The sequence below is a fragment of the Paenarthrobacter aurescens genome (assembly GCF_041549525.1).
GTDB lineage: Bacteria > Actinomycetota > Actinomycetes > Actinomycetales > Micrococcaceae > Arthrobacter > Arthrobacter aurescens.
Window position 1 is genome coordinate 366,706 of sequence record NZ_CP157456.1, and the last position, 12,523, is coordinate 379,228.

The 12,523-nt window shown below is 61.2% G+C and carries 12 protein-coding genes and 3 pseudogenes; 10 read left to right on the forward strand and 5 right to left on the reverse strand.

The annotated features are described in order from the left end of the window. Positions 1-51 precede the first annotated feature (51 nt). Positions 52-261: a hypothetical protein gene (locus ABI796_RS01825; protein ID WP_141286229.1), complete on the reverse strand. Its 210-nt coding sequence runs from the start codon at positions 259-261 to the stop codon at positions 52-54. A gap of 135 nt (positions 262-396) precedes the next feature. Here ABI796_RS01825 and ABI796_RS01830 point away from each other — a divergent pair, with 135 nt between their 5' ends. Beyond that, a complete protein-coding gene (locus ABI796_RS01830; RefSeq protein ID WP_141286227.1) occupies positions 397-1,134 on the forward strand; it encodes a GAF and ANTAR domain-containing protein in 738 nt (245 codons plus the stop codon). Between the two features lie 29 nt (positions 1,135-1,163). On the opposite strand, the gene ABI796_RS01835 is transcribed toward ABI796_RS01830, so the two are convergent. Further along, positions 1,164-1,439 (reverse strand): hypothetical protein, encoded by a 276-nt coding sequence (locus tag ABI796_RS01835; protein WP_141286225.1) that lies wholly within the window; start codon positions 1,437-1,439, stop codon positions 1,164-1,166. Between the two features lie 347 nt (positions 1,440-1,786). On the opposite strand from ABI796_RS01835, the gene ABI796_RS01840 reads away from it, so the two are divergent. Continuing rightward, positions 1,787-2,167 (forward strand): META domain-containing protein, encoded by a 381-nt coding sequence (locus ABI796_RS01840; protein ID WP_141286222.1) that lies wholly within the window; start codon positions 1,787-1,789, stop codon positions 2,165-2,167. A gap of 175 nt (positions 2,168-2,342) precedes the next feature. Next, a pseudogene (gene glsA / locus ABI796_RS01845) lies at positions 2,343-3,238 on the forward strand (glutaminase A). Here glsA and ABI796_RS01850 read toward each other — a convergent pair. Next, entirely contained in the window at positions 3,228-4,520 is a 1,293-nt protein-coding gene (locus ABI796_RS01850) for an MFS transporter (protein WP_141286220.1), read from the reverse strand. The pseudogene glsA and the gene ABI796_RS01850 sit on opposite strands and share 11 nt — an antisense overlap. 352 nt (positions 4,521-4,872) lie before the next feature. Between ABI796_RS01850 and ABI796_RS01855 the strand changes: the two genes are divergently transcribed. The 6 genes and pseudogenes from ABI796_RS01855 (at position 4,873) to ABI796_RS01880 (ending at position 9,694) form a co-directional block, all read left to right on the forward strand. Next, positions 4,873-5,688, forward strand: coding sequence for a hypothetical protein (locus tag ABI796_RS01855; protein WP_141286218.1), 816 nt, complete (start codon positions 4,873-4,875; stop codon positions 5,686-5,688). Continuing rightward, the gene (locus ABI796_RS01860; RefSeq protein ID WP_141286216.1) at positions 5,672-6,421 is read left to right on the forward strand and encodes a LamB/YcsF family protein; all 750 of its coding nucleotides are present in this window, start codon (positions 5,672-5,674) and stop codon (positions 6,419-6,421) included. The genes ABI796_RS01855 and ABI796_RS01860 overlap by 17 nt, the downstream gene beginning before the upstream one ends. A gap of 35 nt (positions 6,422-6,456) precedes the next feature. Beyond that, positions 6,457-7,266: a biotin-dependent carboxyltransferase family protein gene (locus tag ABI796_RS01865; protein ID WP_141286214.1), complete on the forward strand. Its 810-nt coding sequence runs from the start codon at positions 6,457-6,459 to the stop codon at positions 7,264-7,266. Positions 7,267-7,324: 58 nt separating this feature from the next. Then, positions 7,325-7,762, forward strand: coding sequence for a hypothetical protein (locus ABI796_RS01870; RefSeq protein ID WP_141286212.1), 438 nt, complete (start codon positions 7,325-7,327; stop codon positions 7,760-7,762). Between the two features lie 90 nt (positions 7,763-7,852). Next, positions 7,853-8,113: pseudogene (locus ABI796_RS01875) on the forward strand (YncE family protein); the annotation flags it as partial. A 33-nt stretch (positions 8,114-8,146) separates the two neighbouring features. Beyond that, the gene (locus ABI796_RS01880; RefSeq protein ID WP_344762189.1) at positions 8,147-9,694 is read left to right on the forward strand and encodes an FG-GAP-like repeat-containing protein; all 1,548 of its coding nucleotides are present in this window, start codon (positions 8,147-8,149) and stop codon (positions 9,692-9,694) included. A 44-nt stretch (positions 9,695-9,738) separates the two neighbouring features. Here ABI796_RS01880 and ABI796_RS01885 read toward each other — a convergent pair. Both ABI796_RS01885 and ABI796_RS01890 read right to left on the reverse strand, forming a co-directional pair. After that, positions 9,739-10,166, reverse strand: a pseudogene (locus tag ABI796_RS01885) (VOC family protein). Positions 10,167-10,206: 40 nt separating this feature from the next. Continuing rightward, positions 10,207-11,553, reverse strand: coding sequence for a DUF445 domain-containing protein (locus tag ABI796_RS01890; protein ID WP_141286701.1), 1,347 nt, complete (start codon positions 11,551-11,553; stop codon positions 10,207-10,209). 50 nt (positions 11,554-11,603) lie between these two features. Here ABI796_RS01890 and ABI796_RS01895 point away from each other — a divergent pair, with 50 nt between their 5' ends. Next, a complete protein-coding gene (locus ABI796_RS01895; protein WP_141286699.1) occupies positions 11,604-12,518 on the forward strand; it encodes a glycerophosphodiester phosphodiesterase family protein in 915 nt (304 codons plus the stop codon). Positions 12,519-12,523 lie beyond the last annotated feature (5 nt).

Consider the following 12,523-nt stretch of genomic DNA (forward strand, 5'->3'; position numbering starts at 1 on the left):
TCAGGAAATCCGGGCCGCCGCCGGCTCTTCGCCGCGCTTAGAGTGGCACGCTCAGAGCGGCGCGTCTATGCCCAGGTCTTCGAGTGCCCAAGACAGGATCCGCAGTTCGAAAGGATGGCGCTCCTGGATCTCGAAGACGTACGCATCGAGTTCAAAGACGGGAGCATTTCCACCGTGGGACCAGTAGCGGATCCACAGGTCTTCAAGATCGATGGTCCCGTGCTGAATGAGGGTTCGAGCTGTCCGGCGTGGATCTTCCATAACTGGTATCCCGTTGTAAGCGGCGGGTCGCTCTGGGAGCGAATTGATCAGGTTACTTATTTTTGAACTGTACCTTCTGCTCGGTTTCAGCGGCAAGAGGTGACGGGAAGCCCAAGTGTTCCTACGATTAGGCTCATGGAACCCACCAGAAGTGCCGAACACATCAGAAGCCTGCATGAACTGGTGGTCGGTAGTTCCGACATCCACGGAATCCTCAACGGGGTGACCGGCTTCGCCAGCGATGCCATGAGTAAGGTGGCCGGTGAGAATATTGACTGTGCCCTGACCTTGCGGCGCCGCAAGCGTACCGCCACTGTAGCGGGCAGCAGCGAGCGGGCCGTGTTCCTGGACAAAATAGAACAGGAACTCAAGCAGGGTCCCTGCTTGGAAGCCTTGGATGCCGGGCGTCCCGTACTGCTGGCTGACGTTGCCACGGATACCAACTGGCCGCTTTACAGCAGCGCTCTGGCAGCTGAGGGCGTCCACAGCGCATTGGGTGTGCCCATGGACCTGGGGGATACTTCTCAAGCGGTCATCAACTTCTTCGCACCTACGGCGGGGACCTTCACGGATGCTGTGATTGCCGAAGCTGCCGCCTTCGCAGATGTTGCGGGCAGTACCTTGCGCCTGGCCATCAGGGTGGAAACCGTGGAGCAGCTCAACGCCGACCTCAAGACTGCCATGTCCTCCAGGACGGTCATTGACCTTGCCTGCGGCGTCATCATGGCCCAAAACCGTTGCAGCCAGGAAGAGGCGTTCAATGTGCTGACCAAAGCTTCAAGCCATCGAAACCAGAAACTGCATGCCGTCGCGTCGGAAATCATCGCAAACCTCAGCGGAAGCAGTGACAGCCAACTGCACTTCGAGGACTAGGTTCCTGGATCGTCTGATTCCCGGCGGACCTAAGCGGCGTGGTCACCGCCGTTGAATGACGACGGCGGGGGCCGCCCGGCGTCGGGCTCTTCGGCATGGTGCCCGGGAACCGCGGTGACCCTCCGGGACCTGCTGCGCCCCACAAAGAGCATGGCCAGTGGTGCGAGCACCAGGAGCAGGCTCACTGTGCCCACACCGACGATGCCGGCAACGGCGACCAAGCCAACCATGAACAGAAGGTGGATGTCAGGAGCATCCGTGACCGACCATGTGGTGACGAATGCCGGACCTTGGGATAACTTCATGTTTTGCTCCACGGGGCGTCAGCTGCTCATTTTTCCTACTGCCTTTTAGTGTGCCGGGAAGCCAAAAAGTGTTGGTGAAAATCTTTTTCTTTTAGTACGCGTCACGTTTCCGCAGGTCAGAGCACATAACCATTGCCCATGTCGTTGAACCGCGTACTGCGCCGTTGCCCTTTTCGGCCGCGTTGCGTTTCACCGGCATCGTTAGCAGTGGTGGGTGTGGCGGGTTCTGGGGCCCGCCCGGGGCGCCATCACTGCGTAAACCGGGCTAGTGCGGTCGGTCGTCTGAGTCGCGACCGACCGCACGATCCCCGGTAGACGGCCGGGGTGCGTAAACCTAGACTGACCGCATGGCGCAGCCCAGGAACCGCATCTTCCGTTCTGTTTTCCCTGCATTGCTTGCAGCGGCCTTGATGGCAGGCTGCGCAGGAAGCGGCAACGGCCCCTTTGTAGGTGTGTGGGGTGATACCAGCGACGCCAAACAACCCTCCTTGGACCTGAAGTCCGATGGCACTGCCACCGGAACGGATGGTTGCAACAGGCTCACGGGCTCTTGGAAAGAGGACGGCAAGACCATCTCCTTCGGCGGTTTCGCGTCCACCCGGATGGCCTGCGAAGGCGTTGACACCTGGCTTTCAAACGCGGCCACAGCCAAGATCCAGGAAGACGGGAAGCTGGCAGTGTTCGGCCAAGGCGGGGATGAGATCGGCACCCTAACCCCCGGCAAATAGGGGATCCTGTTGTTTCAACGATCGTTGGGGGGAAACCGTGGTGGAAACAAACGTTGAGGGCGTCAAGCAGGCCGTTTCCACCGGAACCCTACCCGGATGGGACCAGGTTGACTCGCTGGTAGCGGCATCCCATGAGCGGAACCGTGCATGCAAGGACGGTGCCGTGGCTGACTACATTCCCGTTCTTGCGCAAGCGGACCCGAATCTGTTCGGCGTCTGTGTGGTGGAAGTCGACGGCGGAGTCCACGTCGCCGGCGAGGCCGATGCTGAGTTCTCCATCCAGTCCATCTCCAAAGCCTTCGTGTACGCCTTGGTGTGCCAGGACCTCGGCCATGCGGCCATGGCGGACCTTGTAGGAGTGAACAACACCGGGCTTGCCTTCAACTCCGTGATGGCCATTGAACTCAACCACGGCCACCCCATGAATCCCATGGTCAACGCCGGCGCGCTGGCCACCACGGCACTCATGCCCGGCAGGACACCGGATGAACAATGGGCTGCCATCCACTCCGGGCTGTCCGCCTTCGCAGGCCGGGACCTGGTGCTGGACCAAGAGGTCTATCGCTCCGAGATGGGTACCAACACCAGAAACCGTGCCATTGCCAGGCTCTTGGAAAGTTACGGCAGGATGGGGCGCGATCCTCTCGAAGTGGTGGATGTGTACACCAAGCACTCCTCCCTGCGGGTCAGCGCCCGCGACCTCGCCATCATGGGTGCCACGCTGGCCGATGGCGGGGTCAACCCGGTGACGGGACAGCGCGTGGTTTCAGCGGAGGTATGCCGGGACACCCTGGCGATCCTCGCCTCCAACGGCCTGTACGAAAGGTCCGGGGAATGGCTGTTCGAGATCGGGCTCCCAGGAAAGTCCGGGTGTCCGGTGGACTGCTCACGGTCTCACCTGGCAAAGCCGGAATCGGAACCTTCTCCCCACGGTTGGACGCCGCAGGCAACAGCGTGCGCGGCCAACAAGCCACGGCATATCTATCCCGGGTGCTGGGATTGAACATTTTCGCGTCCCACGCCTACGCACCAGGCGGAGGGTCCAGGAAGCATGGCGATCTCAGCGGCTGACGGATCCCGTTGAGCTGGACGTCAGCGGATTGGCGATCTCATCGGACATCATGCGTGCTGCAAAGAGTGCCACGAATGCCATGATGGGGCACACCAAGCCGGCAACGAAAAAGATGAGCCACAAGGGAACCACCTCCGCCAAAGGTCCGGCGAGCGCCATGGATACCGGCATCAGGGCCAAGGAAACGAAGAAGTCCAGGCTGGATATCCGGCCCAGCAGATGCCGTGGCACGCGCCGTTGCAACAGCGTGCCCCAGATGACCATTCCAACTCCCTCGGTGGCACCGAAAATCAGCATGGCAGCCCCGAGCACCCAGAAATTGTCCATGAACCCTATGGCAGCTACCGGCAGGCTTCCCAGCCCCCACGTCACCACCATCACGGTCAGGTATCGCCGGGGAAGCCGGAACGTTGCCGTGGCCAGGGCGGCAGCGGCACTCCCAACTCCCATGACTGCCAACAGGAAGCCGAACGTTCGTGAATCGCCGCCCAGTTGATCCCGGACGACGAACGGCAGCAGGACCTCGATGGGGCCGATCAGGAAAAGCACGGACAGGCAGGCCCAGATCAGGGTCCACAAGAGCCACGGCGTACGGATGGTGTAGCTGAATCCCTCCTGGAGGTCCTTGAAAAGGGAGGACTTGGCAGTTGTGGATGTCCCCGGACTTGCGGCGGCCGCACCGCCACCGCCCGGGCGCCGGCTCAGGAGGTTCACGATCCCAAACGCCAGCAAGTGGCAAACGGCCACTCCAGCCACGGCATGGGCCGGGGACAATACCGCCACCAGAATTCCTGCGATTGCCGGGCCCGCCGCCTGCTGCAGAACCGGCCGCACCGTTCCTTCCAACCCGTTGGCAGCCAAAAGATCATCGGCGGGCAGGATGCGAGGCAGCATGGCCGAATACGCCGGAAAGAAGAATGCCTGTCCCACGCCTATGACAAACGCACCCACGGCCAAATGCCACAGCTGAAGGACGTTGAACAAGGCGAGTGCTGTAATGGTGGCAATGACGGCCAGGTTGGCGCCTTCCACAGCGATGATCAGGAGCCGCTGAGGGAACCGGTCCGCCGCAATGCCGCCCGCCAACACAAAGCCCACCAGTCCGATGCTGGCTGCGGTTGCAACCAAGGACAGCTCAAGCGGGCCGCCGCCAAGGTGGATCACCTCATAGACCATCGCCACAGCCCACATGCCCGATCCGAAAATGGAAATGGACAGCGCGGAAATCAACACCCGGAATTCCCGGTGCGCAAAGGGACGCAGCGCTCGCAGCGAGGCCATCCCACTAGCCTAAGCCTGAGCGTTGAACCTGTGGAAGGCGCACTGATGGTGCGGTTGGCGGGCCTTCAGTTATGAAGCGCCCGACGGCGGGGCGTCGTCGTCCGTGTCCGCACCTTCTGCTTCCTGTCCTTGCTTGGACTGCTTCCGTGAGTGCACCCCAGTTTACGCCGGAGGATGGCCGGATTGGGGTCCGCTCTGCGCTGAATACTGTCCACATACGGCACCCTGCTGTCCACATACGGCACTCTGCTCTCCACATACGGCACCAGGCGGCTCTCGCATACCGAAGCCGTGACATAGGCTGAGGACAGCAGTTCCCCGTGAAACGACTAACTGCCAAGGAGAGGTGAAGATGCCCAAGCGCCCCAACCCGGCGGTGAAGATCGCCCAGGAAACAGCCCACAATGCAGTGTTTGATGCCCAAGGCAATGCCAAGCCCGGAGTGCACAACGTGCTGCTGAAAGCCGTGGAAGTCCAACGGCCCTTGGTGCTGGCAAACCTCCGCCGGCTCCAACGCCGCCACCCCAATGACTCCCCGGCTCAACTGGCCGCTAAATTGGAACGCCACTACCTGCTGGCCATTTCAGGCGGGGGTGCAGCGGTGGGTGCCACCGCCGTCGTGCCTGGTATTGGAACCGCGGCGTCGCTGGGACTATCCGCGCTCGCAACCGTGGGCTTCCTGGAAACCACAGCACTCTACGCCTCGTCCTTGGCCGAACTGCACGGGATCCGGCTGACTGATCCCGAGCGTGCACAGACCATGGTCATGGCCATCATGCTGGGAGAAGAAGGCACGTCCATGCTGGGCGCCCTCAGCGGCCAGTCGCTGGGCCGTGGCAAAGGAGTGACCAACGCATGGGGCCGGACGCTGACCAAGAAGATTCCAGGCAGTGGATTCGGCGTCATCCGCGACTCCATCCAGCGTGCGTTCCTGAAGAACCTCCTGAAACGGCAAGGTACCGCGTTCCTCGGACGCGCCCTGCCGTTCGGCGTGGGCGCTGTGGTAGGTGGGGCAGGCAACCTGATGATGGGCCGGGCCGTGGTGTCCACAGCCAAGGAAGCATTCGGTCCGCTCCCGGATACCGTACCCGGCGAGCTGCTCCCGAACGCGCCAAAGAATGCCCTGAACACAACGCTGGAAGGCGGTAGCAGTGGATCTGAACGCTGACCTCGGGGAGTCTTTTGGCTCCTGGACCATGGGAGATGACGCCTCGATGTTCCGCATCGTGAGCAGCGCCAACGTGGCCTGCGGCTTCCACGCGGGTGATCCCCTCACCATGCTGGACAGCTGCCGTGCAGCATTCGAGCTGGATGTCCGCGTCGGTGCCCACGTGGGGTACAGAGATCTGGCGGGCTTCGGCCGGCGTTCCCTGGATATGACCTTCGACGAGTTGTTCGGTGATGTCCTGTACCAACTGGGCGCCTTGGACGGCATGGCCCACGCGGTGGGAGCTTCAGTGGATTACGTGAAGCCCCATGGCGCGCTGTACAACAGGATCGTTCGCGACGCTGAGCAGGCCGAGGCAGTAGTGGCTGCCGTCCACGCCTATGATCCAGGCCTGCCGGTGCTGGGTTTGCCGGGGTCGGCGTGGCTGACTCTCGCTGAGGAATCCGGCCACCCGGTGTTCCGCGAAGCATTCGTGGACCGCGCCTACTTGCCGGATGGAACGTTGGTGCCGCGCACCCAGGAAGGTTCCGTCCTGCACGACCCCGAGGCCGTTGTAGCTCAGGCCGTGCGGCTCGCAACGCGCAAGGAAGTGCTGGCCATAGACGGAACCGTGGTGCCAGTGCAGGCCGATTCGCTGTGCATCCACGGCGATACGCCCGGTGCGGTGAACATGGCTGCTGCGGTTCGGGAGGGCTTGGAGAAGGCCGGCGTTGAGATTGAAGCATTCGCATAAATCCGTGTCCGTAAACCTGTGACCGGGGAGGCCTCGTGGGTGCGGTAGTAGTGGAGCCGGGACCGGGCACCATGGTTCTGAGCCCTGGGCAAGTACTGGACCGGGCCTCCATGCATTTGGCAAATACCCTGCTGGGTAACCCTGACTCTGCTGCCGGCCTTGAGGTGCTGCTGGGTGGGCTGAAGTTGCGGTTCGTCACGGGGTCGGCCGTGGCAGTTACTGGTGCCGAGGGCATGGTGACCCTCAACGGCAACGAACTGCCTTTGAACAAGGCGGTTCGGGTGGCGCCCGGGGCAGTGCTTGAGTTTGGCCGTGCCCTGTTTGGCCTCCGGTACTACGTGGGGATTCAGGGCGGAATTTCGGCACAGGATGAGCCGGCGCAAGAGAAGGCGCTACCCGCTGGTGCGGCTCTGACGTTCGGGCGGCCGCTTGGCCATGGTTTCCCCGAGGTGAACCATCCCGCCCGGCGTGCTGTGGATCCGGAACGCCCGGTGGTGGTCAGGGTTTCGCGCGGGCCTCAGGCAGCGAAGTTCGACGCCGGCACGTGGCTGCGCTTGACCAGTGAACCTTGGATTCTCTCGCCGGAATCGGATCGAGTAGGTGCGCGACTCGCTGGCCGACCCCTTGACGGTGCTGCTGCTTCCCTGGATGCCGCCGCCGAAGAACCCCAGCACCAACCGTTGGCATCGGGCTCAGTCCTGTTGCCGCCGTCGGGCCTTCCGGTGATCGCGCTTGCTGGCCACCCGGCAACGGCCCAATCCCCGGTCATCGCAGTGGTCCGGGAGGAGGACCTGGACCTGATCGGCCAAGCGCGGCCGGGCCAAATGGTGCATCTCTTGGGTTGAGCGGCTCTTGGGTTGAGTTCTACGCTGTACCTGTTCACACCTCAAAGGGGAGGCTGCCATGGCACAGGATCCAAGGCCCAGGTTGGAGCAACTGAACATCCTCGTGGGCGGATGGGACACGTCAGTACCGGGATTGGACGTCCCCGGCCATACACGTTTCGAGTGGCTGGAAGACGGAGGCTTCCTCATCCAACGTTCCACAGTAGAGCGGCCCGAGTACCCCAACGCGGTGAGCATCATTGGGGCCACCGGATCCGATGGCGCCTTCCAGCAGCACTATTTTGATTCCCGCGGCGTCGCCCGGATCTACGACATGACGCTCAAGGACAATGTGTGGACCCTCTTCCGGGATGGGCCTGACTGGCCCCAGCGTTTTGTGGGCCGCTTCAGCGCTGACGGCAACACCATCCACGCACGGTTGGAACGGGGAACGTACCCGGGAGGCCCAATGGAACATGACTTTGACATGGTTTACACCCGCGTTCAGGCCCATTAAGCGCGGGGATGGAGTCACAAAAGAGAGCCTTTGCAGCGTTTCTTGACCCAGTGAGCATAAAACGGGGATCTCTACCGTAATCTCAGGATCATGCCTCGTTTACTGCCCTCTATTGTGGCCACAACTGCGATCCTTGTTGCGTGTTCCGCGCTCTCTCCGTTCAATGGTCCGGCCCATGCCGCGCCGGACTTGCCAGCCACGATACAAACAGGCAGCAAGCCCCAGGCAGTGGCAGTTAACGAGAAGACCAACAAGATTTATGTAGCAAATTCCGGTGACAGCTCCATCACGGTCATTGATGGGTCCACAAATAGCACTACGGCTGTGAGTGCCGGTGCCAGACCATTCGCCCTCGCAGTCAACGCCGTCACGAATAAAACGTACGTGACAAACAACGACGGTAATTCGGTGACTGTGATCGATGGTGCAACAAATGCCACCGTCACCGTTCCGGTAGGCACTCAGCCTGGTGACATTGCTGTCAATACCAAGACGAACAAGGTGTACGTGACCCATGCCGGGGCCGGTTTGGTAACAGTCCTTGATGGTCTCACCCACGCAACCACCACTGTTGCTACCGGCTATATGCCCACGGATGTGGTGGTCAATGATGTGACCAATAAGGTCTACGTTACAAACCACTACTCCAACAGTGTGACGGTCATCGACGGACTCTCAAATGGAACCGTTACAGTCCCCACGGGAGAAGGTCCCAGGGACCTCGCGGTTAATGTTGTTACCAACAAGGTGTACGTACCCAACAGCTACGGCGGATCCTTGACTGTGATCGAGGGCGCCTCAAACACAACGTCAACCATCAGCCTTCCGGTTCCCCCGTGGTCACTCGCCCTGAATTCAACCACCAATAAGATATTCGCCGCCAACTACCTTGATGTAGGCGCCATTATCGACGGCACGTCTCACTCTGTGGTGGAAAAGAGTTTCGGCTCTTCAGCGATGGACATGGTTGTCAATGAATCCACCAACCAGCTTTTCGCCGTAAATCTTCCCACGAACACGGTCACGGTGCTGGATGGTGTCAGCAACACCACCAAGACGATCCCCGTTGGGGCAGGTCCCATTGCGCTGGCCCTCAACAAGGACACGGGCATTGTCTATGTGGCGAACTCCGAGAGCAATTCTGTTTCAGCCCTCCACGTTGAGCCCGGACCAGGTACGGAGAAAAATGACTTCAACGGTGATGGTCATTCTGATGTGTTGGCCCGTGATTCTTCGGGTGCGTTGTGGCTTTACCCGGGTAACGGTACTGGTGGTTGGCTTGCGCGTGTTCAGGTGGGTCAGGGTTGGAATGTGATGACGTCTATTACGGGCCCGGGTGATTTCAATGGTGATGGGCGTTCGGATGTTCTGGCCCGTGACGCCTCCGGGACGTTGTGGTTGTATCCGGGTAATGGCATGGGTGGTTGGCTTGCGCGTGTTCAGGTGGGCCTGGGTTGGAATGTGATGACGTCCATTACTGGTCCGGGTGATTTCAATGGTGATGGGCGTTCGGATGTTCTGGCCCGGGACACTTCCGGGACCCTGTGGTTGTATCCGGGTAATGGCATGGGTGGTTGGCTTGCGCGTGTTCAGGTGGGTCAGGGTTGGAATGTGATGACGTCCATTACTGGTCCGGGTGATTTCAATGGTGATGGGCGTTCGGATGTTCTGGCCCGGGACACTTCCGGGACCCTGTGGTTGTATCCGGGTAACGGCAGTGGTGGTTGGCTTGCGCGTGTTCAGGTGGGTCAGGGTTGGAATGTGATGACGTCCATTACTGGTCCGGGTGATTTCAATGGTGATGGGCGTTCGGATGTCCTGGCCCGCGATAACTCCGGGACCCTGTGGCTTTACCCGGGTAACGGCAGTGGTGGTTGGCTTGCGCGTGTTCAGGCCGGCCAAGGCTGGAACATCATGACTGCTGTGGTGTAAACGCACGGCAAACAACACAGCGCCTGAAGCAGGACTCCGCTGTCCTACAGTTTCTGCGCCAGCATGACCAGAATCCCGCTGGGACCGCGAAGATACGTCAGCTTGTAGACGTCCTGGTAGTTGGCCACTCCACGTAAGGGATGGCAGCCGTGCTTTGCGGCGATTTCCAAGGCGTGGTCAATGTCGTCAACGGAGAAGGCTACGCGGTGCATCCCAATCTCGTTGGGAAGAGTGGGGCCCGTCTCAATCGCATCAGGGTGGAGGTACTCGAACAGCTCGAGTTGGCCGTTGCCGTCCGGCGTCTGGAGCACTGCAATCTTTGCGTGGTTACGTCCAAGCCAACCGCGGTATCGGCCCACTCACCGCTGACCGTGTCCCGGCCCTGCACTGTGAGGCCGAGATCTGTGAAGAAGGCGATTGTTTCTTCAAGATCCCGGACCGCTATACCGACGTTCTCAAGTTTGATGGGCATGCGTTGAAGCTACCAAGACGGGCTGGATAGCTCCAGAGCTTTACCCAAACAGCAGGTGCGCCACCGTGAAGATCGCCAAGCCGGCCAGGGCACCCACCACGGTTCCGTTGATGCGGATGTACTGGAGGTCCTTACCCACCTGAAGCTCGATCTTTTGCGATGTTTCCTCGGCATCCCAGCGGGCCACGGTATCGGAAATGACGCCGGCGATGTCCGAACGGTACGTGTTCACCAGATAACCGGCAGCATCGCCGATCCAGGTATTGACCTTGCCCGCCAGTTCGTCGTCGTTGACCAGCCGGTTGCCGAAATCGCGGACGGCGCTTTTGAAGCGCTGGCTCAGCTCGCTGTCGGGATCGTCGACGGCGTTGAGCAGCGCGGTTTTCACGGTTCCCCAGGTGCGGGACGCCAGTTCACGGACCTCGGGGTCGCCGAGGATCTGAGCCTTGATGGATTCGGCGCGCTCGATCATGGCGGGATCGTGTTGCAGGTCCTGGGCAAGATCTGCGAGGTAGGCGTCGATCGACTGCCGTACCTGGTGGTTCTGGTCTGCCTGTACTGCGCGAACAAACTTTGCGAGTTCCACATACACGCGGTCGCCCACTAAACCGTCAACAAACGTTGGCACCCACAGCGGGGATCGATCCGAGACGAGCCTGTTCACTGTTGCGTGGTTGGCGTCCACCCAGTCGGCGGCACGGTCAACCAGGAGGTCAACCAAGGTGTGGTGGTGGCCATCAGCGAAGATGCGCTCGGCCATCCGGCCCACGGGCGGTCCCCAAGGCGGGGTGAGCAGGTGCTTGCGGACCATGCCCTCGATCACTGCCTGCACGTCGTCGTCGTTCAACACGGTGAAGGCACCCCGGATCACCGCGCCGCCTTCCTTGGCTACGCGCTCTGCACCGCCAGGTGCTGACAACCAGGTGCCTGCCTTGCGGGCAATGTCGATGCTGGCCAACTTCTCCTGCACAACCTCTTGGGACAGGAAGTTGCTCTCGACGAAGTCGCTGAGCGATTCACCGATTTGATCCTTGCGGCGCGGAATGATGGCGGTGTGCGGGATTTTCAGGCCCATGGGGTACTTGAACAGTGCCGTGACCGCGAACCAGTCGGCCAGCGCACCCACCATGCCGCCTTCGGCCGCCGCACGGACGTATTCAAGCCACGGGTACTGTTTCTGGAACGCGAACGCCACCGTGAAGATCACCGCCATGGCGATCAGCAGCGCCAAGGCCAGCCGTTTCATGCGGAGCAACGCAGCGGCCTTCTCAAGGTCGCCAGCGGAAAGTTCGACGACGGCGGAACGGCCGCGTGCGGGGGCGGAACCTGCCGCCGGTGTTGGCTTGGTGAGGTCTTCGGCTGGGATTTGTTCAGAGTTCACCTGCATTAGCCCAGCGTAGCCCCCGGGCGTGCATTGCCGTGGGCTAACGTGTCTGCATGACTAGCGACGACTTCGCCCCAAGCCGGCCCAAGGTCTATGCCCACCGAGGTGCCAGTGCCGCCTTTGCCGAGCACACCCGGGCCGCCTATCTCAGGGCCATTGCCGATGGCGCCGACGGTGTGGAATGCGACGTCCACCTGACCCGGGACCAACATGTTGTGCTGCTGCACGACGCGAACCTGGACCGGACGTCCACTGGCACGGGCCCGGTTGGTGAGCACACCCTGGAGCAGCTGCGTGCGTTGGACTTCTCGTCGTGGAAGGGTGCGCGGATTCCGGACGCCTACGGGGGAGTGTCCGATCAATTCCTGACGTTGCCGGAGCTGCTGGATATCCTCCGCGCTGCAGGGCGTGACATTGGTTTGGCCATTGAGCTCAAGCACCCCAGCCCGTACGGACTAAAGCTGGAGGACCGTGTTCTTGCCCTGTTGGAAGAAGAGGGCTGGACACCGGAGGAGTCCCGGTTGGAGAACATCCGGATCTCTTTCATGAGTTTTGATACTGATTCTGTTCAACGGCTGCTCCACAGCGTTCCCAAGGAATTCATCTGCCAATTGGTGGATGACTTTACGGTCAAGGAGATCCGCCAGGAGCTCGGTTTGGGCTTCCTGACCGGTGGAGCGGTGGCCAACGTCATGCGGGCTACGCAGCTCGAGGCCGAGAGGGTCCTCGACGCCGGTGAAGTGGGTATGGCCGGCCCGGGTATTGACTACGTCCGGGAGCACGCGCGAAACGTTCAGCGCTGGTTGGAGGCGGGACGGGTCTTCCGGGTGTGGACCGTCGACTCGGAGAAGGACGTGGCCCTGTGCCAGGGCCTTGGCATCCATGAAATCACCACCAACAAGCCGGCGCAGGTTCTCGCCCAGCTGATGGTCGGTTCCGGCTTTGGAGGTAACCCTGCTTGTGATTGAGTGGT

Coding starts and splice junctions, on each gene's coding strand:
- ABI796_RS01855 (WP_141286218.1), top strand. CDS start 4,873: ATGCCCAAGCGCCCCAACCCGGCGGTGAAGATCGCCCAGGAAACAGCC.
- ABI796_RS01850 (WP_141286220.1), bottom strand. CDS start 4,520: ATGGCCTCGCTGCGAGCGCTGCGTCCCTTTGCGCACCGGGAATTCCGG.
- ABI796_RS01890 (WP_141286701.1), bottom strand. CDS start 11,553: ATGCAGGTGAACTCTGAACAAATCCCAGCCGAAGACCTCACCAAGCCA.
- ABI796_RS01870 (WP_141286212.1), top strand. CDS start 7,325: ATGGCACAGGATCCAAGGCCCAGGTTGGAGCAACTGAACATCCTCGTG.
- ABI796_RS01825 (WP_141286229.1), bottom strand. CDS start 261: ATGGAAGATCCACGCCGGACAGCTCGAACCCTCATTCAGCACGGGACC.
- ABI796_RS01830 (WP_141286227.1), top strand. CDS start 397: ATGGAACCCACCAGAAGTGCCGAACACATCAGAAGCCTGCATGAACTG.
- ABI796_RS01835 (WP_141286225.1), bottom strand. CDS start 1,439: ATGAAGTTATCCCAAGGTCCGGCATTCGTCACCACATGGTCGGTCACG.
- ABI796_RS01895 (WP_141286699.1), top strand. CDS start 11,604: ATGACTAGCGACGACTTCGCCCCAAGCCGGCCCAAGGTCTATGCCCAC.
- ABI796_RS01840 (WP_141286222.1), top strand. CDS start 1,787: ATGGCGCAGCCCAGGAACCGCATCTTCCGTTCTGTTTTCCCTGCATTG.